At 68.8% G+C, this 24,763-nt stretch carries 19 protein-coding genes; 14 read left to right on the top strand and 5 right to left on the bottom strand.

Annotated elements, in window-relative coordinates:
- Window positions 1–294 precede the first annotated feature (294 nt).
- From ABL312_RS13380 to ABL312_RS13360, 5 genes are all read left to right on the top strand, one after another.
- Window positions 295–2,295 (top strand): HAMP domain-containing methyl-accepting chemotaxis protein, encoded by a 2,001-nt coding sequence (locus tag ABL312_RS13380; protein ID WP_349357887.1) that lies wholly within the window; start codon window positions 295–297, stop codon window positions 2,293–2,295.
- Window positions 2,296–2,909: 614 nt separating this feature from the next.
- Window positions 2,910–3,899, top strand: a complete 990-nt coding sequence (locus tag ABL312_RS13375; protein ID WP_349357885.1) for a metal ABC transporter solute-binding protein, Zn/Mn family — start codon at window positions 2,910–2,912, stop codon at window positions 3,897–3,899.
- 11 nt (window positions 3,900–3,910) lie between these two features.
- Window positions 3,911–4,744 (top strand): metal ABC transporter ATP-binding protein, encoded by an 834-nt coding sequence (locus ABL312_RS13370; RefSeq protein ID WP_349357884.1) that lies wholly within the window; start codon window positions 3,911–3,913, stop codon window positions 4,742–4,744.
- Entirely contained in the window at window positions 4,741–5,976 is a 1,236-nt protein-coding gene (locus ABL312_RS13365) for a metal ABC transporter permease (protein WP_349357883.1), read from the top strand. Before ABL312_RS13370 ends, ABL312_RS13365 begins: the two co-directional genes overlap by 4 nt.
- Window positions 5,976–6,905 (top strand): metal ABC transporter permease, encoded by a 930-nt coding sequence (locus tag ABL312_RS13360; RefSeq protein WP_349361412.1) that lies wholly within the window; start codon window positions 5,976–5,978, stop codon window positions 6,903–6,905. Before ABL312_RS13365 ends, ABL312_RS13360 begins: the two co-directional genes overlap by 1 nt.
- 105 nt (window positions 6,906–7,010) lie before the next feature.
- Here ABL312_RS13360 and ABL312_RS13355 read toward each other — a convergent pair whose 3' ends face one another.
- Entirely contained in the window at window positions 7,011–9,425 is a 2,415-nt protein-coding gene (locus ABL312_RS13355) for a DUF3141 domain-containing protein (RefSeq protein WP_349357881.1), read from the bottom strand.
- A gap of 19 nt (window positions 9,426–9,444) precedes the next feature.
- Entirely contained in the window at window positions 9,445–10,209 is a 765-nt protein-coding gene (gene fabI, locus ABL312_RS13350; RefSeq protein ID WP_349357880.1) for an enoyl-ACP reductase FabI, read from the bottom strand.
- A 425-nt stretch (window positions 10,210–10,634) separates the two neighbouring features.
- On the opposite strand from fabI, the gene ABL312_RS13345 reads away from it, so the two are divergent.
- Window positions 10,635–11,762 (top strand): GNAT family N-acetyltransferase, encoded by a 1,128-nt coding sequence (locus tag ABL312_RS13345; RefSeq protein ID WP_349357879.1) that lies wholly within the window; start codon window positions 10,635–10,637, stop codon window positions 11,760–11,762.
- A 105-nt stretch (window positions 11,763–11,867) separates the two neighbouring features.
- Complete coding sequence (locus ABL312_RS13340; RefSeq protein ID WP_349357878.1) at window positions 11,868–14,042, top strand: esterase-like activity of phytase family protein; 2,175 nt, start codon at window positions 11,868–11,870, stop codon at window positions 14,040–14,042.
- A 132-nt stretch (window positions 14,043–14,174) separates the two neighbouring features.
- On the opposite strand, the gene ABL312_RS13335 is transcribed toward ABL312_RS13340, so the two are convergent.
- The 3 genes from ABL312_RS13335 to ABL312_RS13325 form a co-directional block, all read right to left on the bottom strand.
- Window positions 14,175–14,867, bottom strand: a complete 693-nt coding sequence (locus ABL312_RS13335; protein ID WP_349357876.1) for a class I SAM-dependent methyltransferase — start codon at window positions 14,865–14,867, stop codon at window positions 14,175–14,177.
- Window positions 14,864–16,063, bottom strand: coding sequence for a tRNA 2-thiouridine(34) synthase MnmA (gene mnmA, locus ABL312_RS13330; RefSeq protein ID WP_374730133.1), 1,200 nt, complete (start codon window positions 16,061–16,063; stop codon window positions 14,864–14,866). Before mnmA ends, ABL312_RS13335 begins: the two co-directional genes overlap by 4 nt.
- 384 nt (window positions 16,064–16,447) lie before the next feature.
- The gene (locus ABL312_RS13325) at window positions 16,448–16,750 is read right to left on the bottom strand and encodes a hypothetical protein (protein WP_349357875.1); all 303 of its coding nucleotides are present in this window, start codon (window positions 16,748–16,750) and stop codon (window positions 16,448–16,450) included.
- A gap of 241 nt (window positions 16,751–16,991) precedes the next feature.
- Here ABL312_RS13325 and ABL312_RS13320 point away from each other — a divergent pair, with 241 nt between their 5' ends.
- The 7 genes from ABL312_RS13320 (at window position 16,992) to fliN (ending at window position 24,761) form a co-directional block, all read left to right on the top strand.
- On the top strand, window positions 16,992–19,292 hold the full coding sequence (locus ABL312_RS13320) for a flagellar hook-length control protein FliK (RefSeq protein WP_349357874.1): 2,301 nt from the start codon (window positions 16,992–16,994) through the stop codon (window positions 19,290–19,292).
- A 45-nt stretch (window positions 19,293–19,337) separates the two neighbouring features.
- Entirely contained in the window at window positions 19,338–20,012 is a 675-nt protein-coding gene (locus ABL312_RS13315; protein WP_349357872.1) for a flagellar hook capping FlgD N-terminal domain-containing protein, read from the top strand.
- A gap of 268 nt (window positions 20,013–20,280) precedes the next feature.
- Window positions 20,281–20,556, top strand: a complete 276-nt coding sequence (locus ABL312_RS13310) for a DUF1153 domain-containing protein (RefSeq protein WP_067217848.1) — start codon at window positions 20,281–20,283, stop codon at window positions 20,554–20,556.
- A 409-nt stretch (window positions 20,557–20,965) separates the two neighbouring features.
- Complete coding sequence (gene fliF, locus ABL312_RS13305) at window positions 20,966–22,600, top strand: flagellar basal-body MS-ring/collar protein FliF (RefSeq protein WP_374730132.1); 1,635 nt, start codon at window positions 20,966–20,968, stop codon at window positions 22,598–22,600.
- Complete coding sequence (gene fliG, locus ABL312_RS13300) at window positions 22,597–23,661, top strand: flagellar motor switch protein FliG (RefSeq protein ID WP_349357871.1); 1,065 nt, start codon at window positions 22,597–22,599, stop codon at window positions 23,659–23,661. Before fliF ends, fliG begins: the two co-directional genes overlap by 4 nt.
- A 42-nt stretch (window positions 23,662–23,703) precedes the next feature.
- The gene (locus ABL312_RS13295) at window positions 23,704–24,414 is read left to right on the top strand and encodes a FliH/SctL family protein (RefSeq protein ID WP_349357870.1); all 711 of its coding nucleotides are present in this window, start codon (window positions 23,704–23,706) and stop codon (window positions 24,412–24,414) included.
- Complete coding sequence (gene fliN, locus ABL312_RS13290) at window positions 24,411–24,761, top strand: flagellar motor switch protein FliN (RefSeq protein ID WP_374730131.1); 351 nt, start codon at window positions 24,411–24,413, stop codon at window positions 24,759–24,761. The genes ABL312_RS13295 and fliN overlap by 4 nt, the downstream gene beginning before the upstream one ends.
- Window positions 24,762–24,763: the final 2 nt, after the last annotated feature.

The following is a 24,763-nucleotide window of genomic DNA, read 5'->3' as shown; positions in this document are numbered from 1 at the left end:
AGGGTATTGATCTACGCACTTTTGACGGGTCCGATCCCCGGTCCCGTCGGTCTGTGCCGTGTCGACGCGGGCGCCTCGTGGGGGTGATATTCGGAAAAATACATATATAAGTTGTAGATAGGCTCGATCACGCAAGTTTCGTAGAAAATAGATTAGAATTCTGACCTAAGGAAACTCAGGAAATTTCGGATTTATATTTCGTTAACCGGCGCGGAGTGCAGTCTTCTCGAGAATGGCGGGAATGTGGAGATCCGCATTTTTGGGCCGTGAACACTTCATGCCGAGGACTGTGACATGCGACGATACTCGATACGCAACAAACTCTACTGTGGCTTTGGCGCCGTCCTTGTCCTGACGACGGTGCTGGCCGGCTTCGCTTATTGGGCGGCCAATCAATCGCGCGACCGGTTTTCCGACTATCGCGGCGCGGCGCGGCAATCGGTGATCTTCGCGGATATCGCCGATCAGGTGCTGGCCGCGCGCCTCGGTGTGATGAAGTATCGCGCGCTGGACGATGACGCGGCGGCCGAGGAGGTGCGGGCTGCCGTCGCGACGTTGCTCGACCAGCGCGCCCGCGCGCTCGAGCTTGGCGGGGCGGCGGCGGATCGCGTGGCGCTCGAGGATCTTGCAGAGCAGGCGCGGGCCTATCTCGCGGCCTTCGAGGCCGCCCTCGGCCATGAAGAGCAGCGCCACGACCTGACCGATACGATGCTTCCGCTCGGCACGGAAACCCGCAAGACGCTCACGACGATCCTCGTCGGCAGCTACGGAAACAACGACATCGCGGCGGCCGTCTATGCCGGAAAGGTTCTGCAGCATCTGTTGCTGGCGCGCTACTACACGCTCGAGTATCTGCGCGGCGCGAGCGAAGCAAAGCGCGCGCGCGTTAATCGGGAACTCGACCTTGCCGAGAGCGAACTTGCGGATCTGACCGCGGCGCTGTCCGACGCCGGGCGGCGCGCGTTGGCGACAGAGGTTGCGGAGGGCCTCCAGCGGTTTCGGCAACTCTTCGCCGGGGTGGTGGCCGCGACGGGAGAGCGGGACCGCCTCTACACCCAGGACCTCGACCGCATCGGTCCGCAGATGCTGTCGCGCGCGCTTCAGGAAAAGGCGGATATGATTGCCCGGCAGGACCGCATCGGGCCCGAGATTTCCGAGAGATTCGAGACGCAGGTCGGTGTGGCGATCGGCGTCGGTCTGCTGTGTCTCATCATCGGCGCCGCGATTGCCTATGGCCTGTCGCGGATGCTGTCGCGGCCGGTGGTTGCCCTGACCGGCGCGATGGCGCGGCTTTCCGACAACGACTTCGATCTCGACGTCCCGGCCCGCGATTCCGCCGACGAGATCGGCGACATGGCGCGGGCGGTGGAGGTGTTCCGCGACCGCATGGCCGAGGGCGAGCGGCTCAAGGCCGAGCAGGCGCGCGAGGCCGAGGTCAAGGCGCGGCGGCAGGCCGCGATCGAGGCCGCCACCGCGGATTTCCGCGCCGCGGCGCAGACGGCCATCGCCTCGGTGACCAGCGCCGGCGCGCAGATGGAGGCGGCGGCGAGCGGTCTGTCGCAAAGCGCCCGCGAGGCCGCCGCACAATCCGGGCGGGTGAGCGAGGCCTCGGAAGAGGCGAGCAGCAACGTGCAGACCATCGCCACGGCGGCGGAGGAACTGTCGGCCTCCATTCAGGAGATCTCGCGGCAGGTGGCGACCTCCGCCTCCATGTCGCAGACGGCGGTGGTCAGTGCCGACCAGACCTCGGCCCGGGTGCAGTCGCTGGCCGGCGCGGCGCAGAAGATCGGCGAGGTGCTGAGGCTGATCTCCGACATCGCCGAGCAGACCAACCTTTTGGCGCTCAACGCCACCATCGAGGCGGCGCGCGCCGGGGAGGCGGGGCGCGGCTTCGCGGTGGTCGCGGCGGAAGTGAAGGAACTCGCCGAACAGACCACCCGCGCCACCGATCAGATCGGCCGGCAGATCTCCGAGATCCAGGGGGCGACCGGCCTCGCCGTGACCGACATCGAGGGCATCACGGCGACCATCCGGGAGATGGACCAGATCGCCGCCACCATCGCCTCGGCGGTGGAGGAGCAGGGGGCGGCGACCCAGGAGATCGCGCGCAACGTCCAGACCGCCGCGGCGGGAACCGGGGCCGTGAGCGAAAGCATCGTCCATCTGAGCGCGACCGCCGAGCAGACCGGCGGGGCCTCCAGCGAAGTGCTGTCGGCGGCAACCGATCTGAACACACAGGCCGAAAGCCTGCGCGCCGAGATCGACCGCTTCCTGGAGCGGATCCAGGCGGCCTAAAGCGTTTCTCGTGTCCGCTGGATCGCTCGAAACGCTCCATGCCTCCGTTGTTCCGCAATGTCGCGCGCGCAAAAGTCTCCGGCTCTTGCTGAATTGCTCTGGCCGAGCGCTGTCGGGACGACGCCCATCCGCCAGGGAGGGCCGGTCCTCTCCGGGAGACGTCCCCGGCTGACGTCTTCGGGACACGGACCCGACGACGCCGAGAAACCCCCGTGGAAACCCCCGTGCGATGGCGCGGGGGTTTTCGTGTGCGCGCGTCGGCGGGAGCCGGGCATCGCTCTCGCCCTCGCCCTCGCCCTTTCCTTTCCCCCGACGCTGCCCGTCGATCCGCCGGACTGTGCGTCGCGTATCGTCCCCGCCAGACGTCATCGCCGGAACGCTCCGCGTAATTTTTGCAAATGAGTTGCATCTTCATTGACAATTGCAAATCGTTCTCATAATCATTCGGAACTGTAGTCGGCCGGAGCGCCGGCGGGCGGCGGTTGCGTCGACGGGCGACCCATCCCGGGAAACGACGGGATGGAGCGGGGCGGATGCGACAGGATTTCGGGTTCGGAAGATGTCTGGAAGCCGCGATGCCGCAAGGCGGACCGGCGTCGGAAAGGGAAGGTGCGATGATTGGAGTAACGAGGCGCGGCGTGGTTCGGGGCGCGATGGCCATGGCCCTTGCCGTGGGCGTGTTCGCGGGGAGCGTTCTGACGCCGCAGGCGGGCCGGGCGGCGGAGCCGCTCACGGTCGTGGCCACGACGGGCATGATCGCCGATGCGGCGCACCAGGTCGGCGGCGAGGAGGTGACCGTTCGCGCGCTGATGGGGCCGGGCGTCGATCCCCATGCCTATCGCCAGACGCGCAGCGACATCGTCGCGCTGGCCAATGCCGATCTCGTGCTGTGGCACGGGCTCTATCTCGAGGCGCAGCTCGAGACCTTCATGCTGGAACTCGCCGAGGGCGGCAATGTCGTCGCCGTGGCCGAGAAACTGCCGCGCAACCTCTTGATCGCGCATGACGATTACGACGACAAGTTCGATCCGCATGTGTGGATGAACCCGAACCTGTGGTCGCGGGTCGTGCTGGCCGTGCGCGATGCGCTGATCGCCACGCGCCCCGAGGCCGAGGCCACCTTCCGCGCCAATGCGGACGCGCATCTCGCCGAGCTCGACGCGCTGGCCAATTACGCCGTGCGCGTGCTCTCCTCCGTGCCGGCGGAAAGCCGCGTGTTGCTGACCGCGCATGACGCCTTCAACTATTTCGGCTCCGCCTACGGCTTCGAGGTGATCGGCATTCAGGGCATCTCGACCGAGAGCGAGGCCGGGCTGCAGCGCATCGCGGAGCTGGTGGACATGCTGGTCGCGCGTGACATCAAGGCCGTCTTCGTGGAAAGCTCGGTGTCCGACCGCAACATCCGCGCCCTTGTCGAGGGGGCTGCGGCGCGCGACCATGAGGTCGCCATCGGCGGCGAACTGTTCTCCGACGCGATGGGCGAAGAGGGAACCTACGAAGGCACCTATGTCGGCATGATAGATCACAACGCCACGGTGATCGCCCGCGCGCTCGGCGGCGAAACGCCGGCACGCGGTATGTCGGACCGACTGACCATCAACTGAAAGGCGACGCAATGACGAGCAGTCCCGTCAATCTGGCGGCCGCCGACGGCCGGGCGATCAACCCGGCCGTGACGTCGTCAAGCCCGCTGACCATTCGCGGCATGACCGTGTCCTATGGCGAGAAGCCGGCGGTGTTCTCGGTCGACGCGAGTTTCGCGCCCGAGGCGATGACAGCGATCATCGGGCCGAACGGCGCGGGCAAGTCGACGCTGCTCAAGGCGGCGCTCGGGGTCATCCCGCGGGTGTCGGGCGAGGTCTATGTCTTCGGCAAGCCGATCGAGGCGATGCGCGCGCGTATCGCCTATGTGCCGCAGCGTGCCAGCGTCGACTGGGATTTCCCGACCACGGTGATCGACGTGGTGCTGATGGGCCTGTATCGCCGGGTCGGGCTGCTCGGCCGCCTGACGGGCGCGCATCTTGCACGCGCCCGTGCCTGTCTCGACCGGGTGGGCATGGCCGATTTCGCCGACCGGCAGATCGGGCAATTGTCCGGAGGGCAGCAGCAGCGTGTGTTCCTGGCGCGCGCGCTGGCGCAGGATGCGGATCTCTACCTGCTCGACGAACCCTTCGCCGGCGTCGACGCGGCGACCGAACGGGCGATCATCGACGTTCTGAAGGCGCTGAAGGCGGAGAAGAAGGCCGTCGTCTGCGTGCATCACGATCTGGCGACCGTGCAGACCTATTTCGATCACGTGTTCCTCATCAACGTGCGCAGAATCGCGGAAGGCACCGTCGCCGAGGCCTTCACGGCCGAGACGCTGCATGCGACCTACGGCGGGCGTCTGGCGAGCGCGCATATCGATCAGCTCAACATCGCCGGCGGGGCGGCCGGCGGGGCGGCATGAGCGCCCTTGTCGACGCATTGTTGCTGAACGCCGGCTACAATGCCGCGCTGGTGGGCATCGGCGCCGCGCTGCTCGGCTTCGCCGCCGGGGCGTCCGGCACCTTCCTCTTCCTGCGCAAGCGGGCGCTGGTGTCCGATGCAGTGGCGCATGCCACGCTGCCGGGCGTCGGTCTCGCCTTCATTCTCATGGTGCTGCTGGGCGGCGACGGGCGCAATCTCGTCGGTCTGCTGGCCGGCTCGGCCGTCTCCGCCTGGATCGGGCTGCTGCTGGTCGAGGCCATGGCCCGGCGCACGCGGCTGTCGGAGGATGCGGCCATCGGCGCGGTTCTCTCCGTCTTCTTCGGGGCCGGGATCGTGCTGCTCACGGTCATCCAGACCATGTCGCAGGGACGTCAGGCGGGGCTGGAGAGTTTCCTGCTCGGCTCCACGGCGGGCATGCTGTTTCAGGACGCGGTGGTGATCGCGGTCGGCGGGTCGCTCGCCGTGCTCGTCACCTGGCTGTTGCGCCGGCCGATGACGCTCGTCGCCTTCGACGCGGAGTTCGCCGCCGCCAACGGCTACGACGTGCGCCGGCTGGACCTGGCGATGATGGGGCTTGTCATGTCCGTGACGGTCATCGGCCTGAAACTCGTCGGGCTGATCCTGATCGTCGCCATGCTGATCATTCCGGCCGTGACGGCGCGCTTCTGGAGCGAGAAGAGCGAGCGGATCATCTGGTCCGCCGGTCTGGTGGGCGCCGTCTCGGGCTATGTGGGCGCGGCGATCTCGGCCTCCGCGCCGTCGGTTCCCACGGGGCCGATCATCGTGCTCGTCTGCGCCGGGCTGTTCCTGCTGTCGCTGTTCTTCGCGCCGGCGCGCGGGGTGGCGGCCGCCGTCCTGCGGCGCTGGCGGTTTCAGCGTCAGGTGCACCGCCGGCAGGGGCTGCTGGCGATGGCCCGCGACGAGGCGATCCACGATCCCCTGACGCTGAAGGTGCTGCGCCGGGAAGGGCTGATCCGGCCCGATGGCGTGGCCACCGACACGGGCCGGGCGCAGGCCGCGAAGATCGCCCGCGACGAGCGGCGCTGGGACATCGCGCGCGAGGTGCATCAGGACGCCGGGCTCACCGGCCGCTACGACGGGCTGACGCCCATCGAGACCGTGTTCACGCCAGACGAGATCGCCGATTTCGACCGCCGGCTCGCCCGCCCGGTGCCGGTCGCCGGCTCCGGCGCAAGGGGAGGGGCCGCGTGATGGGCGCCGAATTCGTGCAATTCTCGTTGACACCGATCCTGATCGGGGTCTTCTCCGCCATTGCCTGCGCGCTGCCGGGCAATTTTCTGGTGCTGCGCCGGCAGGCGCTGATCGGCGATGCGATCAGCCACGTCGTGTTGCCGGGCATCGTCGTCGCCTTCCTGCTGACGGGCACCGTGGCGGCGCTGCCGATGCTGTTCGGCGCCGCGGGCGCCGCGGTGTTCGCCGTGATCCTGATCGAGGCGATCAAGCGGCTCGGGCGCATCGAGCCGGGCGCGGCGATGGGCGTGACCTTCACCGCGCTCTTCGCCGCCGGCGTGCTGCTGCTGGAGCAGTCGGACACCTCGACCGTCCACCTCGACGTGGAACACGCCCTGATGGGCAATCTGGAAAGCCTGATCTGGTTCAAGGCCCAGGGCTGGCACTCGCTGCTCGATCCGGTGGCGCTGGCGGCGCTGCCGCCCGAACTCACGCGCATCGCCGTCGTCTGCGCGCTGGTCGCGGTGCTGACGCTGGTGTTCTGGCGACCGCTGAAGATCTCCACCTTCGACGAGGGCTTCGCGCAGGCGCTCGGCCTGCCGGTCGGTCTGATCGGCTTCGCCCTGGTGGTGGTCGCGGCCATCGCCGCGGTCGCGGCCTTCGACGCGGTCGGCTCGATCATCGTGATCGCGATGTTCATCTGCCCGCCGGCAGCGGCGCGGCTGATGACCAACCGGCTGGAGGTGCAGGTTGCCTGGAGCGTTGCCTTCGCGACCCTGTCGGCGGTGCTGGGCTATGTCTTCGCCGGCTACGGGCCGCTGTGGTTCGGCGCCGACAATGCGGTCAGCGCGGCCGGCATGATCGCCACCGTCTCGGGCGTCATCCTCGGGCTCGCGTGCCTCTTCGCGCCGCATCGCACCCGCATCGGCGTGCCGCAGGGCCAGGAGTGAGCAACGGGCAGGAATACCGACACGGCAGGAATGACGAGACGCCGGGGGCCAAGGCCTCCGGCGTTTCGTCGTGTCGGTCGTGTCGCGCGGGTCTGCTCGCGCGGGTCAGTCGGTCGCCGGCGTCTTACGCGTGCGCGATCCGGCCGGGCGTTTGCGCGGCGCCGCCTTCGCCCCGGCGGGAGCCGCCGCCGGTTCGGCGCGCGTCTCGTCTCCCGTCTCGCCCGTCGTCTCGCCGACGTTGAGGATCTCGTGCATGCGCGCCAGAAGCTGGCGGGTGCGTGGCTCCATCTCGTCCGGGTCGCCGACGATGTATTCCACCGTGCGGATCGCGCGGTCGCGCTCCTGCGGGTCCGACAGAAGCTCGGCGAGCGCCAGCAGGCCCCGTTCCGGCTCGAAATGGGCGATCAATGTCTGCTCGTGGATCATGCGTGCGCGGGATGCCGGATCCATGTCCGCGAAGGGCGCATGCGTGGAGAGAACCTCCGCCGAGCGTTGCAGGCGGTCGCGGCGCACGTCGCCGCGCGTGTCGGCCATCAGCACCAGCATGCGCACCACGGCTTCCGGGTAGCCGCCGGTCTCGGTGTGATCGAGCGCGGCGAGCACTTCGGGCAGCATGCGAAGCTGATCGACGGTCTTGCGGGCGCGCTTGTCGGCGCGGGCCTTGCCGAACCAGGCGGAGAAGGGACTTGCGTAGAGCGACAGGAAGGCGAGTTCCGTCGTCATGGCGCGCATGTCGCGCACCACGTTCCAGGTCTGCTCGATCCCGTCCGCCCACAGCCGCTCGAGCGCGACGAAGGGATTGTCCGGCGCGGCCTGCTGACGGGTCGCGCGCACCTGCTCGGCGAGCGGGCCGATGCCGGCGGTCAGCGGATTGTTGGAGGCGAGCGCCCTGCGCTGGAGGCGCAAGGGGTGCATGGCGCGCATCAGGTTGGCGGAATGTTCGCTCACGCTCGCCTGAACCATCGGGCGCAGCGTCGTGTCGTAGGCTTCGGCCAGATGTTCCGACATGCGCGCGACGGAGGCGAAGGCGAATTCCTCTTCCCGCCCGTCGTCGCCGACGTTTTCCAGTTCCGCGAGCTTGCGCTTGTGGAAGCTGACGGTGAAGCGCGTCTCGTGGCCCTCGCCGATCTGATCCTCGATCTTCATCTCGTAGAGGCCGGGCGGCAGGGCCTCGATGGTCTTCAGCGTCGAGGCCATCTGCGTGTGTTCGCGTCGGGCCACCGAGGAGGAAACGAAGATGCCGAGGTGGCCGACCTGCTCGTGGATCATGTAGATGATGCGCTGGCCGCGGATCTCGATCTCGCGCTCGTCGGAATAGGTGTCGGAGATCCAGTTGAGCGCCTGCGGCGGCGGCGTGATGTTGTCGCCATGCGAGGCGAAGACGATGATCGGCGCGCGGATCGCCTTGGGGTCGATCGGGCGGCCGGTCTCCAGCCGTGCCTCGTTGCGCGCGAGCTTGTTGCCGACGAAGAGGTTCTCGACGATCCAGCGGATCTCGGCCTCGTTCATCAGATAGAAGCCGCCCCACCACTTCTCGAAGTCGAGGAAGCGCTCCTCGGCGTGGTCGACGTCGGCATAGAGGTCGTAATACTTGCGGAACCAGGTGCGGCCGGGGTTGAGCATCTCGAAGTTCATCACCAGGTCCGCGCCGTCGAAGACGCCGCCGCCGAGGTCCGAGGACACCAGCGCCGGCAGAACGCCGCCCACCATGCCGCCGGTGTAGCGCATGGGGTCCTGACCGATCTTGCCGGACCAGTAGGCCATCGGCGCGCCGTTGAGCACGATCGGGCCGGTGAGATCCGGATTGGTCGCCGCCAGAATGGCCGTCGCCCAGCCGCCCTGACAGTTGCCGACGACGACCGGCTTGGGCGCGTCGCGGTGGCGGCGGTGGATCTCGCGCAGGAAGGCGGCCTCGGCATGGGTCACGTCGGCCAGCGTCTGGCCCGGTTCGGGGACCGGGCGGAAGGCCACGAAATACACCGGATGCCCGTCGCGCAGCGCGACGCCGACCTGGCTGTCGGGCTTGAAGCCGCCGATGCCCGGGCCGTGTCCGGCGCGCGGATCGATGATCACATAGGGGCGCTTCCAGTCGAAGGTCTCGACGCCCTCCGGCGCGGTGATGCGCAGCAGAATGTAGTTGCAGGGCCGGGGCAGGTCGGCGCCGTCCACCGCCACCTCGTAGTCGTAGACGAGCACGGGCGGCGCGCCCGCGGCCTCGTGCTCGATGAAGCGGTCGCCGCGCTTGCGCAGGGCATCGAGCGTCAGCAGCGTGCGCTGGCTGGTGTCGGTCAGGTAATCCGCGCCGGCCCTCGCGAGCGCCTCCGGCTCGCGAAAGTCCGCGAGTTGCGCGAAGACCTTGCGGCTTGCCTCCGTGAGGGCGCGCGACCCGTCCTCGAGCGTTTCCTGAAGCCGGCGCGCGTGCCGGTCGAAGGCGGTCTGGACGAGCCGGTGCTGCAGCGTCGCGGTTTCGTTCAGGCTCTCGGCGATGCGCAGGCGGTTCTCGAGAAGGTGGTCGTGCATGGCGTGATCCTTTTTGTCGTTAGCCGACGATGTGGTAGCCGCCGTCGATCGGGTGAACGGTGCCGGTGACATTGGCCGCCTCGCGCGAGGCCAGGAAGGCGGCATAGGCGCCGACATCCTCGATGGTGGCGAGCATATGCGTCGGCGTGCGGGCGGCGTTGTCGGCCATCAGCTCGTCGAAATGGGCGATGCCGCTGGCGGCCCGGGTCGACAGGGGCCCTGGCGACAGGGCGTGAACGGAAATGCGCTTCGGCCCGAGTTCGGCGGCCGCGTAGCGGGTCGCGGATTCCAGCGCGGCCTTCACCGGTCCCATGATGTTGTAGTGATCGACGACCTTCTCCGATCCGTAGAAGGTCACGGTCATGCAGGTGCCGCCCTCCTGCATCAGCGGTTCGGCGCGCTGGATCATGCGCAGGAAGGAATGCACCGAAATGTCCATGGCGCTGGCGAAGCCGTCGCGGGAGCAGTCGATCACCCGGCCGTGCAGATCGTCCTTCGGGCAGAAGGCGATCGAGTGCACGAGCACGTCGAGGCGCCCCCATGTCTGCTCGATTTCATGGAACACCGCATCCATCTGGGCATCGTCGGTCACGTCGAGCGGCGCGATGATGGGGGCGTCAAGACGCTCGGCGAGCGGGCGCACATGCGGCTCGGCCCTGGCGTTTAGATAGGTGACGGCAAGCTCCGCGCCCTGGCGGTGCAGGGCCTCGGCGCAACCCCAGGCGATCGACTGGTCGTTGGCGATCCCGACGACGAGCGCGCGTTTTCCGGCGAGAGAGAACATCTGCACTTCCATCCATCCTGCTTCGATATTTTGCGGTGCAGCATAGACTCGATAAATGTCGCAAAGGTGAATGTCGCGAGACCTCCGGTTTTGCACGTAGATCGGGCTCCCGACCGGAGGCTGTCTCTACGGGATGCGCAGCGGTGCATGGGCCCGCGCTGGCGCGCGGAAATTGGTGGTATCTTAACGGCCTGCCCGCATGGTGTGCGGTGTCCGGCCACACCCGGAGGTGGTCGGCGAGGCCGATGTGCGGGTTTGCGTTTCGGGATCGATGCACCGGCGAGCGGGCAACAGGCCGGCGAGAAGGCAAGAGGATGATGGTCGCGATGCGCATGGCTGACACAGGTACCCGGGACGCGGACGCGGACGCGGTCGAGGAGTGCCCCGCCGAGGGTCCGTGTACCGACACGGCGCGGGATCGGTCCGTGGCCGCGCGTCCCCGGGACGCTGTGTCGGAAAGCCCGTCCGGCGCCGCGCCGCCGGTCGTGCGCGAGGTGTCCGCGCAGGACTGGGATGCCTTCGTCCTGCGCTTCGAGGACGCCATCCAGGAACAGCTTCAGGACTTCAACGCCGCGCGACGCTCGGACGACAAGCTGCGCCGGCTCGGCGTATTTCGCGGCGACACCCCCGTCGGCGCGGCCTTGCTGCGCAAGGTGCGTGTGCCGGTGACGGGCGGCGCCATCTATTCCACCCGCTGGGGGCCCCTGTGGCGTCCCGCAGGCGCCGATCCGGCGCCGGACGACCCGGAGGCGGTCTATCGCGCGCTGGTGGACACGGTCGTGCGCGATGAGGGGGCGGGGCTCGTCTTCATGCCGCGTCCCGACCCGGCCTTCGGCGAGGCCGATCTCGCCGCGCTCGACCGGCTCGGGTTTCGCGCCGCCCCGCCGCTGCACAACGCGGCGCGCTATTTCGTCAATGTCGATCTCGCGCCCGACGCCATCCGCAAGAGCCTGTCGCAGAAGTGGCGCTACAACCTCAAGAAGGCTTTGCGCGAGGGGTTGGAGACCGGGCTCGTGCACGGCGAGGAGGGCCGGGCCGAGGTGCTGGCGCTCTACGAGGAAATGGTCGCGCGCAAGAAGTTCGTCGATTATTCGCCGATCGACACGCTGGCCCGCCGGCTCGCGCATCCGCTCGATGCCCTGCGCCCGCGCATGTTCGTGACGCGCAAGGACGGCCGGGCGGTCGCCATGGCGGTGGTCGATGTGTGCGGCGACACCGCGTCCTTCCTCTATGGCGCGACGAGCGACGCGGCCCTGCCGCTGCGCGCGGGCTACGCGCTGCAATGGGCGGTTCTGGAGTATCTTTCGGCGCAGCCGTCGATCCGCTGGTACGGGCTCGGCGGCGGCGGCGACACCGAGAACTGCTCGCTGCATCAGTTCAAGCGCGGCATGACCGGAAAGGCCGGGCGGACCGTGCCGGAGCCCTCGCCGCGCTACATCGGCGGGCGGAAGTGCCCGACCGCGCTGGTGCGCGTCGCCGTCTCCAGCCGCGACATGCGCAACCGTCTGCGCGAGGGGCTGGGGGCCGCGTTCTCCCTGCGGCTGGGCGGTTGAAACCGCCCGGCACCGCCCCCGGCTCCGCCCCGGCCACCGCCTGACACGCGTCTGTTACACGTCGCCCCTAAAGACAAGGTCTTGTCCTTTTCCGGAGGGGTTTTCATGACCGTTTTTCGCCTGGGCGCGCTGTCGGCCGCGCTGCTTGCCTCCACCGTGGTGGCATCCGCCGAGCCCGTTTTCAATCGCATTGCCTCGTTCCCGGTGAACACCAATCTGCCGGCGGACATGGATCCAGCCACCGAGACCTCGGCGGAGATCATTTCCGCGACCGCCGACGGCATGACGCTCGTCTATTCCGACAGCCCGCTGGAAGCGATCGGCATGATCGACATCACCGATCCGGCCGCGCCGAAGCCGGCCGGCGTCGTGATGCTCGAGGGTGAGCCGACGGCCGTCTCCGTGATCGGGGCGAAGGTGCTCGCCGGCGTCAACACCTCGGCAAGCTTCACCGACCCGTCCGGCCATCTGGCGGTTATCGACATTGCCTCGCGGCAGATCGAGGCGCGCTGCGATCTGGGCGGCCAGCCGGATTCGGTCGCCGTGTCGCCGGCGGGCGACATCGTCGCCATCGCCATCGAGAACGAACGCGACGAGGACCTGAACGATGGCGTGATCCCGCAGATGCCGGCCGGCAATCTGGTGATCTTCTCGCTCGCCGACGGCGTGCCGGATTGCGACAGCCGCATCGTCGCCGATCTGACCGGGCTTGCCGAGGTGGCCGGCGACGATCCCGAGCCGGAGTTCGTCGACATCAACGCCAACAACGAGATCGCCGTCACGCTGCAGGAAAACAACCACATCGCCATCGTGAACGGCGCCGACGGCTCCATCGTCAGCCATTTCTCCGCCGGCGCGGTCGATCTGGACAATGTCGACGTGGAAGAAGAGCGCGCGCTGACCTTCGACGGCACGCTGAAGGGCGTGGCGCGCGAGCCGGACGCGGTGCAGTGGCTCGACGACGAGCGCCTGGTGACGGCCAACGAGGGCGACTACCGGGGTGGATCGCGCGGCTTCACGATCTTCTCGAAGTCCGGCGAGGTGCTGCACGAATCCGGGCTCGACTTCGAGTATCGCGTCGCGCTCGCCGGGCATTATCCCGAGCGTCGGTCGGGCAACAAGGGCGTCGAGCCGGAGGGCATGGAAGTCGGCACCTTCGGCGAGAGCACCTATGTGTTCCTGCTGTCGGAGCGCGGCTCGGTGATCGGTGTCTATGAGGACACGGGCGAGACCCCGGCCTTCAAGCAGCTTCTGCCGACGGCGCTCGCGCCGGAAGGGGCGGTCGCGATCCCCGGTCGCAACCTGCTCGCGGTCTCCAACGAGGCGGACCTGATCGAGGATGGCGGCGTGCGCTCGCATGTCACGATCTATGCCTATGCGGAAGGGGCGCCCGCCTATCCGATGATCGTGTCGACCATGGACGCGGAAACCGGGCGCCCGGTCGGGTTCGGCGCGCTCTCGGGCCTTGCGGCCGATCCGAGCGAGCCGGGCCGTCTCTACGCGGTGAACGACAGCTTCTATGCCATGCAGCCGACGATCTTCACGATCGACGCCACGCAGCAGCCGGCCCGCATCACCAAGGCGACGCGGGTCACCCGCGCCGGCCAGCCGGCCCAGCTGCTCGATCTGGAGGGCATCGTGTCCGACGGCGCGGACGGCTTCTGGCTCGCCTCGGAAGGGCGGACCGACCGTCTCGTCCCGCATGCGCTCTACCATGTCGATGCCGAGGGCGAGATCCGGACGCAGGTGCCGTTCCCGGCCGAACTCCTGGCGGTGGAGCGCCGGTTCGGTGCCGAAGGCATCACGCTGATCGGCGACACGCTGTGGATCGCGATCCAGCGCTCCTGGAAGGACGATCCGGAGAACACCGTGAAGCTCGTCGCCTACAACACCGAAACCGGTGAATGGGGCGCGGTACGCTATCCGACCGAGCCGGCGGAAAGCGGCTGGGTCGGCCTGTCGGAGATCACCCTCCACGGCGATCACGTCTACATCGTGGAGCGCGACAACCGGATCGGCGCGGCGGCGAAGATCAAGAAGCTGACCCGCGTGGCGCTGTCGGAGTTGCAGCCGGCCCCGCTCGGCGGCGAGCTGCCGCTGGTGACGAAGGAAGACGTGCGCGACTTCATCCCCGATCTCACCGCCACCGGCGGCTATGTCGTGGACAAGATCGAGGGCTTCGCCATCGACGCGGACGGTGTGGGCTATGCCGTCACCGACAACGACGGCGTCGACGACAGCAATGGCGAGACGCTGTTCTTCTCCATCGGAAAGATGTGACGGCGTCAGGCCACGCACATGTGAAGACAGAAAGGCCCGGCGGATCGCCGGGCCTTTTTGTTTGCGAAATCCGGTTCTGATGGGCGCGCGCCCGGGTCAGGCGCGGCGGAAGACCATCCCCCCAGCCGCGCGTCAGGCGCGGCGAAAGACAAGCATGGTGAAGAGGCCGAGCGGGCCGAGACGTTCCTCGTGCTCCAGCGTCATGGTGGTGTTGTCGAGCACCGTCTCGCGGCGGAACAGCGGGTCCCAGCCGAGCTTGTGCGCGAAGCGCGCCAGGCCGCGTTCGATCCAGGCGAGAAGCCCGCGCTCACGGGCGAAGTGGTTGACGATGATGACCGTTCCGCCCGGGCGCACGACGCGTTCGAGTTCGGCCATCACCTGCGCCGGATCGGGCACCACCGTCATGACATACATGACGGTCGCCAGATCGAATTGCCCGTCCTCGAAGCGCATGTCGGCGGCATCCATGGCGTGGAGACCCGCCACATTGTCCAGGCCCTTGCGCGCGACGCGTTCGTGCGCGCGCTTGAGCATCGGTTTCGACAGGTCGATGCCGGTGATCGTCAGCTTGCGGTCGTAGAGCGGCAGGGACAGGCCGGTGCCGACGCCGACTTCCAGCAGATCGCCGGAGAGCCGGTTTGCCGCGCGGGCCGCCGCGCGCTGCCCGAAGACGAGCGGGGCGGTGAACACCCAGTCGTAGACCGGCGCCCAGCGGGCATAGGCGCTTTCAACGTCTTCATGCGTTCCCGCACTTCTGGCGGACGGCGCAAGGATGCGGTCCAGCCAGCGGCGCAGGCGGGTGACGGGAAAGAAATCGGTGGTCATTGGGCGGCTGCCGTCGTTGTCTGGGAAGGGGAGGAGGTCGCGGCGCGGCCCGAGGCGAGGCCGGCGGGCACGGTGCGGTCGATCCAGCCGCCGCCGAGCACCCGGGCGCCGTCGCCCTCCTCGTCGAAGAAGACGCAGGCCTGGCCGGGCGCGACGCCGGTTTCGCCGTCGAGAAGCTCGACGACGCAGGTGCCGTCGCCGACCCGAAGGACCGCCGGACGCGGCGGCCGTGTGGAGCGCACCTTGGCGAAGATCTCGCGGCCCGTCTCGCCGATCTCCGCAAGCGTGTCGGGTCCGATCCAGTTGACGTCGCGCAGCACGATCTCGCGGGTGCCGAGCGCCTCGCGCGGGCCGACGACGACGCGGCGTTCGGCGGCGTCGAGACGCACCACGTAGAGCGGTTCGCCCATGGCGATGCCGATGCCGCGCCGCTGTCCGATCGTGTAGTGGATGATGCCGTCGTGGCGGCCGAGCACGCGGCCGTCCACATGCACGATCTCGCCGGGCTCCGCGGCGTCGGGCTTCAGGCGCTCGATCACGTCGGCGTATTTGCCCTGCGGCACGAAGCAGATGTCCTGGCTGTCCTGCTTCTCCGCGATCTCCAACCCGAATTCGCGCGCCAGCTCCCGGGTCTCGGGCTTCGTCATCCCGCCGAGCGGAAAGCGCAGGAAGTCGATCTGCTCCTGGGTCGTGGCGAAGAGGAAATAGCTCTGATCGCGGTCGAGATCGACGGGGCGGAACAGGGCGCGCTTACCGTCGACGAGCGCGGAGCGGATGTAGTGGCCGGTGGCCAGCACGTCGGCACCCAGCGTCTTTGCCGTCTCCAGCAGATCGGAGAACTTGACCGTCTGGTTGCAGGCCACGCAGGGAATGGGCGTTTCGCCCGAGATGTAGCTTTCGGCGAAGCGCTCGATCACGGCCTCGCGAAATCGCTCCTCATAGTCGAGTACATAGTGGGGAATGCCGAGCCGTTCGGCCACGCGCCGGGCATCCTGGATGTCCTGACCCGCGCAGCACGCGCCGGCGCGGTGCACGGCCTCGCCGTGGTCGTAGAGCTGGAGCGTGACGCCGATGACGTCATAGCCCTCGCGCTTCATCAGGCCGGCGACCACCGAGGAATCCACCCCGCCGGACATGGCGACGACCACGCGCGTCTCGGCGGGGGGCTTGGGCAGGTCCAGGCTGTTGCGCATCATGGTCACCTTGCGGTCTCTGTCCGCGGGATGCACGGCGTCGGCCGTGGGGAGGCATCGCACGGAGGTGGTTCGCGTCTTGCCGCCGCGGGGTGGGTCCGCGCGGGCGGCAGCGGGTGCGGGTGTGCTGAAATCGCGGCCGGTCCAGGCCGTCCGTCCGTCGCGCCGCAAATTCGTTGGCGCGACTATAGCGGATCGGCCGAAGGAAGGCCAAGGGCACAAGGCCAAGAGCACGTCGCGTATCGCCATCCCGACCCGGCAGATCTTTCCCGCCTCGGCAAAGCTTTCCGCGCATGTGGGGGCTTGGGCGGGCGCAGGCAAGCCGGTCGCCGGCGAAAAACCCCGGAAATTCGCCGATTTCGCGTCTTGGCCCGGCTCTTGCTGACATCATTGCGACGAAAAGTGCGCGGATGCCGCCCGGCGGCCCGCGCGATCACCGACGGAGAGACGCGTGACGCTTTCCACCTCCCTGCCGATCCCCGCGCCGTCACCGGAAGGCGCCGCCACGGCACGCGCCAGACCCGGTCCGGGCCAGGCGATGGCCGGTGTCGGGACGGCGCCGTCCATGTTCGGCCAGCTGCTCGGCGAGGCGAGCGGGCGTGCCGCCGCGGTGACCGGCGCCGCCACGGGCCAATTGCGCCCGGCCGAGGCCGGGGCGGGATCGCCCGCGCCCGCGATGGCGGCGGTCACGACCGCTTCGGCCGCGGACAACAGTCAGGCAGCGCGCCTCGCGGCGGCGACCGCGACCTCCTCGGTGACGGCCGACGCGGCGGCGCTGAAGGCCGTTTCGACGGCCGGCGCGGGGGCTCCGACCGTTCCGGATACGGCGGCGCCCGTGTTTTCCTCTTCTTTCATCGACGGGGGCACGGTGGCGTCGCGGGATGCCACGGCCGCGCGGATCGCGCAAAAGGGCCTGTCGACGGATGTGTCCGTGCCCTCCGGCGATCCGACGATGCTGCCCGCCTCCGGCGCGGCGCAATCGGCCGACGGCACGCCTCCGCTCAGCCTCGCCGCCGCGCCCCTGGAAGGTGCGACGGTGGCGGGAGCGGCCCTGGTGGGCGCGGCTCTTCAGAATGAGCCGGAGAATGAGCCGGCGAATGGGCCGTCCGCCGCGATTTCGATCGCCGGCGCGGGCGCGGGTACGACCGGCGCGCCGACGCTCACGTCCGCCACGGGACTGCCTGTATCGCAGAACGGGGACCCGGTGACCTCGAGCGCCGGCGCGACCCCGACCGCGACGTCAAAGGGTGGCGAGGCGTCCATGTCGCTCCGCGCGGACGCGCTTGCGGCCGAGGGGGCTGGCGCCGTGGCAGCGGCCCGTCCGGCACCCGGGGCCGCCATGGCCGCCGCAGCGCCGGCATCCGGACGCGTGCCTGCCGGGCTGGCGACCGCGCCCGGCGGCGCAGCGGCAGCGCCGGTTTCCCTGACACAGGGAATCGCCACCGCATCGCCGACGGTCGCTGCCGTGCCCGCCGATGGTCTTCCCGACACGTCGGCTCCGGTCGTGCGCGCCGCAGGCGTCGCCGCGTCCGCCGGCACGGACCTTACGCAGCCGGAACCGGTCGCGCCGATGGCGACGACCGGGCGCGCCGGCCTGTTGTCGGGCACGGGACCGGCGAGCGTTTCGAATCAGGTTCCATCCGACCCGTCGATCTCCGGGGTGCGTTCTGAGCAGGCCCTGGCCGGGCTCCCGGCGTCCACCGTGTCCGCAGCGGCGTCCACCAACGACGGTCCGGTCGATGCGACCACTCAGACAATCACTCAGGCGACGACCCAGGCAACCACCGATGCGACCGGCGGGGCGCCGCGCCTCGGCGGATCGGCAACCGGAGCGCCGCCGTCCCTCGTCGGGGCCGTGACGCCCGGTGCGGCGACAGCTGACGGCATGGCCCGGTCAGCGCCGAGCGGTGGGCTCGCGGCGATGCCCGAAAGCGCGCCAGCCACCGGGACCGCAACTGCGGAGACCGCCATGTCCGGCGCCTCCGAAGGCGGCGCGGACGCACCGTCGACGGCCGCCAGGACGACGCCGGACGGCGCATCCGCCGCGAAGGCCACCGGTGCCGATCCGGCGGCGGCGCAGCCCGCGACCTCGGCGGGCGTTGCGGCCCAGACCATGCTGCGCCGGCCGGCAGCCTCCGCGGGGGCGTCCGAAGGGCGGGCGCCCGACGCGATCACGATCGAGACAGGCCCGCGCCCGGTTGACGGATCGGGGGCGCAATCGTCTGCCGCGCCCGGCACGGGCGTCGGATCCGCCAGCACTCCCGCGTCCGCGCCGGGGCTGCCGGCGGGAGAGGCGGGGATGACCGCTGCCCAGTCCGCCACCGCCCAGTCCGCCACCTCCCTGTCCACCGGATCCCAGACCACCGGGGCCCAGACCGCCGGGGTCTTGTCAGGCGGGTCGCTGTCCGGCGACACGATTGCCGCGGGCGATGCCGCCCCGGACGCGGCGGCGAGCGGTTCGCCGCGCCCGTCGACGTCCCCCCCGGTGTCTGCGTCAGCATCCCCGGAGGAGGGCGCGGCCCAGCAGTCCCAGTCCCAGTCCCAGTCTCAGTCCCAGTCTCAGGCCCAGCCGCAGGCGTCTCCCCCGGCGGCAGCGACGCCGGCACCGGTGCGTGTCGGCGTCAGCGCGGCGGCGCTCGCCTTCGCGGCCGCCCTTTCGGATGGCGCGTCGGGTGACGGCGGGAGCGACTTCGACGGCTTCGGCGAGTTTCTGGCGCGCGGCGACGGGGTGAGCCAGGCCGGCGCGAACGGCCGCTCCACGGCGGTTCTGCCGCAGAGCGCGCCGCAGCAGGCCGCCGCCGCCACCCATCTGGCCGCCGAAGTGGCCCGCTTCGCCGCCAAGGGCGAGACCAGGTTCCAGATCCGCATGGATCCGGCGGAGCTCGGGCGCGTCGACGTGGAACTCAAGATCGGCACGGACGGAACGGTTCGGGCCCATCTGGCGGTCGAGCGCAGCGAAACGCTGGATCTTTTCATGCGCGATCAGCGGGGCCTTGAGCGGGCGCTGGACGCGGCCGGGCTGAAGCTCGACGGCGGGTCGGTGCAATTGTCCCTGAAGGACCAGGGCGGCTTTGCGGGATTCAACCGGCCGGATGACGGACGCGGCGAGGGATCGCCCGGCGGCGAGGGGCAGGGTGGTGGAGGCGACGGCGAGGATGACGACGCCGGGGCCGCCATCGTGTCCCGTGTGCAGGTAAGCGGCGCGCGCGGCGCGCTGGACATTCAGATCTGACCCGACCGGGCCCTTGCGCGGAACGGATGACGAGGAGATGAGCATATGAGCGGGATCGAGGGCCTGAGCGGCGCAACCGGCGCGGCGGCGGCGGCTTCCGGGGCGGGGCAGAGCGACAAGTCGCGGCTCGATGCCAATTACGAGCTGTTCCTGTCGATGCTGACGACGCAGATCCAGAACCAGGATCCGCTCGATCCGACGGACTCGTCCAAATACACCGAGCAACTGGTGCAGTATTCCTCGGTCGAGCAGCAGATCAAGACGAACGATCAGCTCGCCGGTCTTCTGTCGGTCATGGCGGCCTCCAGCGCGTCCAACTATGTCAGCTACATCGGCACCGACGTGGTTGCGTCGGGCGCCACGACGCGCCTCGACGACGGCGAAGCGAACTGGACCTACGAGACCGCCGAGGGCGGTCCGGCGCGGGTCGAGATCCGCAACAGCCTCGGCGCGGTGGTCTACGCCGGCAATGCCGAGCTGAACGCAGGGCGCGATACCTTCACCTGGGACGGTCGCACCAACAGCGGATCTACGGCGCCGGACGGCGACTACACGGTCACGATCGCCCGCTACGACGCCAACAACGATCCGAAGATCCGGGTTCGCACGGAGGTTTCGGGCACCGTCGACGGTGTGGAGTTCACCGACACCGGCGCGGTGCTGACGATCGGCGGCGCGCGCATTCCGGCGAACGCGGTGATTTCGGTGAGCCGCAGCTGATCCTCGCCGGGGGCGGTGCCGCGACACCCGCGCGCCGCTTCATTTCTTTTGCGCGGGCAAGCGTTTCTCCTTGCGCGCGTTCCGCCCTTCTCAATTTGCGAATCCCCGTGTATCGCATCAACGTGGCGGAAACCGGCCGGTCCGGCTGCGTTTCGCTGGGCTTGAGTCGTTGCAATTCTTACCGAATTGTTGCGCGTCGCTTAGGCAAATTTTAAAAAGCCGCGGTTATTCTCATAGTCAACGTGGTCATGTTGAGTGTGAGAGTACAATGACCGACCGAGCGAGTGCACGAGTCAAATATGTGATCGGTCCCGACGGGTCTCCCCTGACGATCGCCGATCTGCCGCCCGCCACGACGCGGCGCTGGGTCATCCGGCGCAAGGCGGAAGTGGTGGCGGCCGTCCGGGGCGGTCTGCTGTCTCTGGACGAAGCCTGCAAGCGATATACGCTGACGGTGGAGGAATTCCTGTCCTGGCAGAGTTCCATCGACCGCCACGGACTGGCCGGTCTGCGCGCGACCCGCGTTCAGCAGTACCGCAACTGACGGCGCGGGCGGCCACTGTGCCGCCCTGGCGATCCGCTTCCCAAACCGCCCCGCGATTGCGGTGACGAGGCCGGCGACACGCCGGCCTTTTCGCGTTGGCGCGGCCGCGCCGCGCGGCGCGCGTCCGACCGCGAGGCGGGGGCGGGGGTGACTCGCGGCGCAAGCGGCGAAATGGTTAACGAGGGGGTCGATTCTGCCGGGTCGCATTCGCATTTCGCTAGGAAAAAGCTCAGGAATTCCGGGAATTTAACCAATCGCTAACGCGCGTTAACACCTTGTTTACCATCTGGCGGGCAAATTTTGCCTACCGGCCGTCCGGGGGAGCGTTTTCACCATCCCCCTCATCCCCAGGCTCCCCTGGATGGCGCGGGTCTTCTTGGTATCGCCAAGCGCATCGGATGGGTGGCTCGTGAACGCACTGAACGATCTCGTCAAGGCTCTCGGCCCGGCCCGGCTTGCCGCCATGGGCGCGGTGGCGGCCATTCTCATCGGCGTCTTCGCGTTCATCATGCTGCGCGTGACCGCCCCGCAGATGACGCCGCTCTACACGGATCTGACCTTCGACGATTCCGCGGCCATCGTCTCGCAGCTCGAAAGCCTGGCGATCCCCTTCGAGATGCGCAACGACGGCGCCACCATCATGATCCCGCAGGAGGAGGTGTTCCGCACCCGCATGCGGCTCGCCGAACAGGGGCTGCCGCTCGGCGGCTCGGTCGGCTACGAGATCTTCGACCAGGCCGATACCCTCGGCTCGACCAGCTTCGTCCAGAACATCAACCGCACCCGGGCGCTGGAAGGCGAACTGGCGCGCACCATCCGCTCCATCGGCCGCATCAAGGCGGCGCGGGTGCATCTGGTCATTCCGGAGCGCAAGCTGTTCCAGCGCGACCAGCAGCCGCCGACCGCCTCCATCGCGCTGACCGTGCGCGGCTCGCTCGATCCGGGCCAGATCCGCGCCATCCAGCACCTCGTCGCCACGGCGGTGGAGGGGCTGCAGCCCAATTTCGTCTCCATCGTCGACGAGACCGGTCGGCTGCTCGCCAGCGGCGCGGGCGAGGAGGGCGAGGGCTTTCTGGCGTCCTCGCTCGCCGAGCGCCGCCAGTCGATGGAATCGCGGCTGCGCACGCAGATCGAGGAAATCCTGAATTCCGTCGTCGGCGTCGGCCGGTCGCGGGTGCGCGTGGCGATGGAGCTCGACCACAATCGCATCACCGAGACCCAGGAGACCTTCGACCCGGACGGCCAGGTCGTGCGTTCCACCCAGACGCGCGAGGAGAACTCCTCCACCATCGGCCGCACCGGGGCCGTGACGGCGGCGAACCAGCTGCCCGAGGCGGGGCAGGACGGCGGCGAGGCGGCCAACCGCGATATCTCCAACCAGGCCGAGGAAATCGTCAACTTCGAGATCTCCAAGTCGGTCAAGACCGAGGTGATCGAGGCCGGCGGCGTGGAGCGTCTGTCGGTGGCGGTGCTGGTCGACGGCGTCTATGCGCCGAACGAGAACGGCGATCTCGTCTACGAGCCGCGTTCGCAGGAGGAGCTCGACCGCATCGCCGTGCTGGTGCGCTCGGCGGTCGGTTTCGACGAGGCGCGCGGCGACACGGTGGAAGTCGTGAACCTGCGCTTCGCGCAAGGCCCGACCGCGCTGATCGGCGAGGAGGAGCCGGGCCTGTTCGAATTCACCCGCGCCGACATGATGCGCTTCATCGAACTGGGCGTGCTGTTCCTGATCGCCCTGCTGCTGACGCTCTTCGCGGTCCGCCCGCTGGTCAAGCGCATCCTCACCGTCGAGGAGCCCGAGACGCCGGCCCTGCTCGGCGCCGACGGCCAGCCCATCGAAGGGGCGATGCTCGCCGACCAGTCGGGCGAGAGCTCCGCCCAGGAGCTGGACGAGGACGGCGAGCCGCGCATCGAGTGGCTGGAGGAGGCCCAGGCCCAGGGCGCCGTGCAGGTCGCCACCATCTCCAAGGTCGGCGCGCTGATCGAGGAATATCCGAATGAAGCCGTCGGGATCATTCGCAGCTGGATGAACGAAGCCGCATGAGCATTGCACAAAGCGTACAGAACCAGCCCGGCCAGCAGCTGACGATCAGCAACACGGAGGCCGAACGGGAACTCAAGGGCGTCGAGCGCGTCGCCGTGCTGCTGCTTGCGCTCGGCGAGAAGCACGGGCGGCGCATCTGGGAGCAGCTCGACGAGATGGAAGTGCGCGAGATCTCCGCCGCCATGGCGCGTCTCGGCCCCGTCACGCCGAAGATGCTGGAGGAGCTGTTCGTCGACTTCGTGAAGAAGATCTCCTCCAATGGCGCGCTCAACGGCAACGTCGACGTGACCGAGCGGCTGCTGTCGAGCTTCCTGCCGGGCGACCGAGTGTCGGTCATCATGGAGGAAATCCGCGGGCCGGCCGGCCGCAACATGTGGGAGAAGCTCTCCAACGTGCAGGAGAACGTGCTCGCCAACTACCTCAAGAACGAATACCCGCAGACGGTCGCCGTCGTGCTGTCGAAGATCGACCCGGACCATGCCGCCAAGGTGCTCGGCATCCTGCCGGAGGAACTGGCGCTCGAGGTCATCTCGCGCATGCTCAAGATGGAGGCGATCCAGAAGGAGGTGCTGGAGAAGGTCGAGCAGACGCTGCGGGTCGAGTTCATGTCGAACCTGACCAACACCAGCCGGCGCGACAGCCACGAGATGATGGCGGAGATCTTCAACAACTTCGACCGTCAGACCGAGGCGCGCTTCCTGGCCGCGCTGGAGGAGGACAACCGCGAGTCCGCCGAACGCATCAAGACGCTGATGTTCACCTTCGACGACCTGATGAAGCTCGACGCCGGCAGCTGCCAGACGCTGCTGCGGCACGTGGAGAAGGACCGCCTGGCCATCGCGCTCAAGGGCGCGTCGGAGACGGTGCGCGAGTTCTTCTTCGGCAACATGTCGTCGCGCGCGGCCAAGATGCTGCAGGACGACATGGAAGCGCTCGGCCCGATCCGGCTGCGCGACGTGGACGAAGCCCAGTCGGGCATGGTGGCAACCGCCAAGGACCTCGCCGCCAAGGGCGAGCTCATGCTCTCCAAGAGCAAGGGCGACGACGAAATCATCTACTGAGTGGCCTGACCTGCAATGATGACACGATATGCGAGTTCGCAAATGAAGGCCCACCGGTTCCTGTTCGACCGCGATTTCGCGACGATCGACGTCGGCGAGACGGAGCCGGAGGCGCCGTCCGAGCCGGTGGAACCCGAGGTGCCGATGATGCCGGTCGCCGAGCACGAGGCGCTGCTGGCCGCCGCCGAAGAGGCCGCCTTCGAGCGCGGGCGGGCGGCACGGGCGGCCGAGGAGCAGGAAAACGAGGAGGCGCGGCTTGCCGGCGAGGCGGCACGGCTCGCCGGCGAGGTCAACGCGCTGATCGGCCAGCTCGACACCGAGCAGGAGCGCCAGGAAAAGGACGCGGTGGCGCTCGCCTTTCTGGTCGCGCGGCGGCTGTGCGCGCATCTGATCGCGCGCGAGCCGCTCGGCGAGATCGTCGCGCTGATTTCCGAGTGCCTCGGGCCCTTGCGCAAGGCGCCGCATCTGGTGATCCGCGTGCGCGACGGCGACATCGAGGCGCTGAAGGCCAGGGTCGATCCGCTGGTGAAGGAAAAGGGCTTCGAGGGCCGGGTGGTGTTTCTCGGCGAGCCGGAGCTCGCGGCGGGCGACTGCCGCATCGAGTGGGCGGACGGCGGCATCGTGCGCGACCGCCGCGCGCTGGAAAAGCAGATCGACCAGGCGGCGCGTCGCTACTTCGAGGGGCGCCGGGTTGCCCGGACGCCCGACCCCACCCCCAACCAGGAGGCCGCTGACCGGCGGAGCGCGGAATGAGCGATACGGATCAAGCCGCCAAGGAGCGCGGTGGGCTGCCGCTCACCGAGATGGAAGCCCAGGGCGTGCACCACGACGACGGCGAATACTCGCAGGCCCGCGGCGCGGCCGATCTGGAGGCCGTCTTCGACGTGCCGGTGCAGATCTCGGCCGTGCTGGGCCACGCCCGCATGCATGTGTCGGAACTCTTGAAGCTCGATGCGGGCACCGTGCTGAAGCTCGACCGCAAGGTCGGCGAAGCCATCGACATCTACGTCAACGACCGGCTGGTGGCGCGTGGCGAGGTGGTCCTCGTGGAGGACAAGCTCGGCGTCACCATGACGGAAATCATCAAGTCCGATCGCTGATC

Source organism: Stappia sp. (assembly GCF_040110915.1).
Taxonomy (GTDB): domain Bacteria; phylum Pseudomonadota; class Alphaproteobacteria; order Rhizobiales; family Stappiaceae; genus Stappia.
The sequence above is the reverse complement of the archived record's forward strand: the minus strand, read 5'-3'. Positions and strand labels throughout refer to the sequence as shown.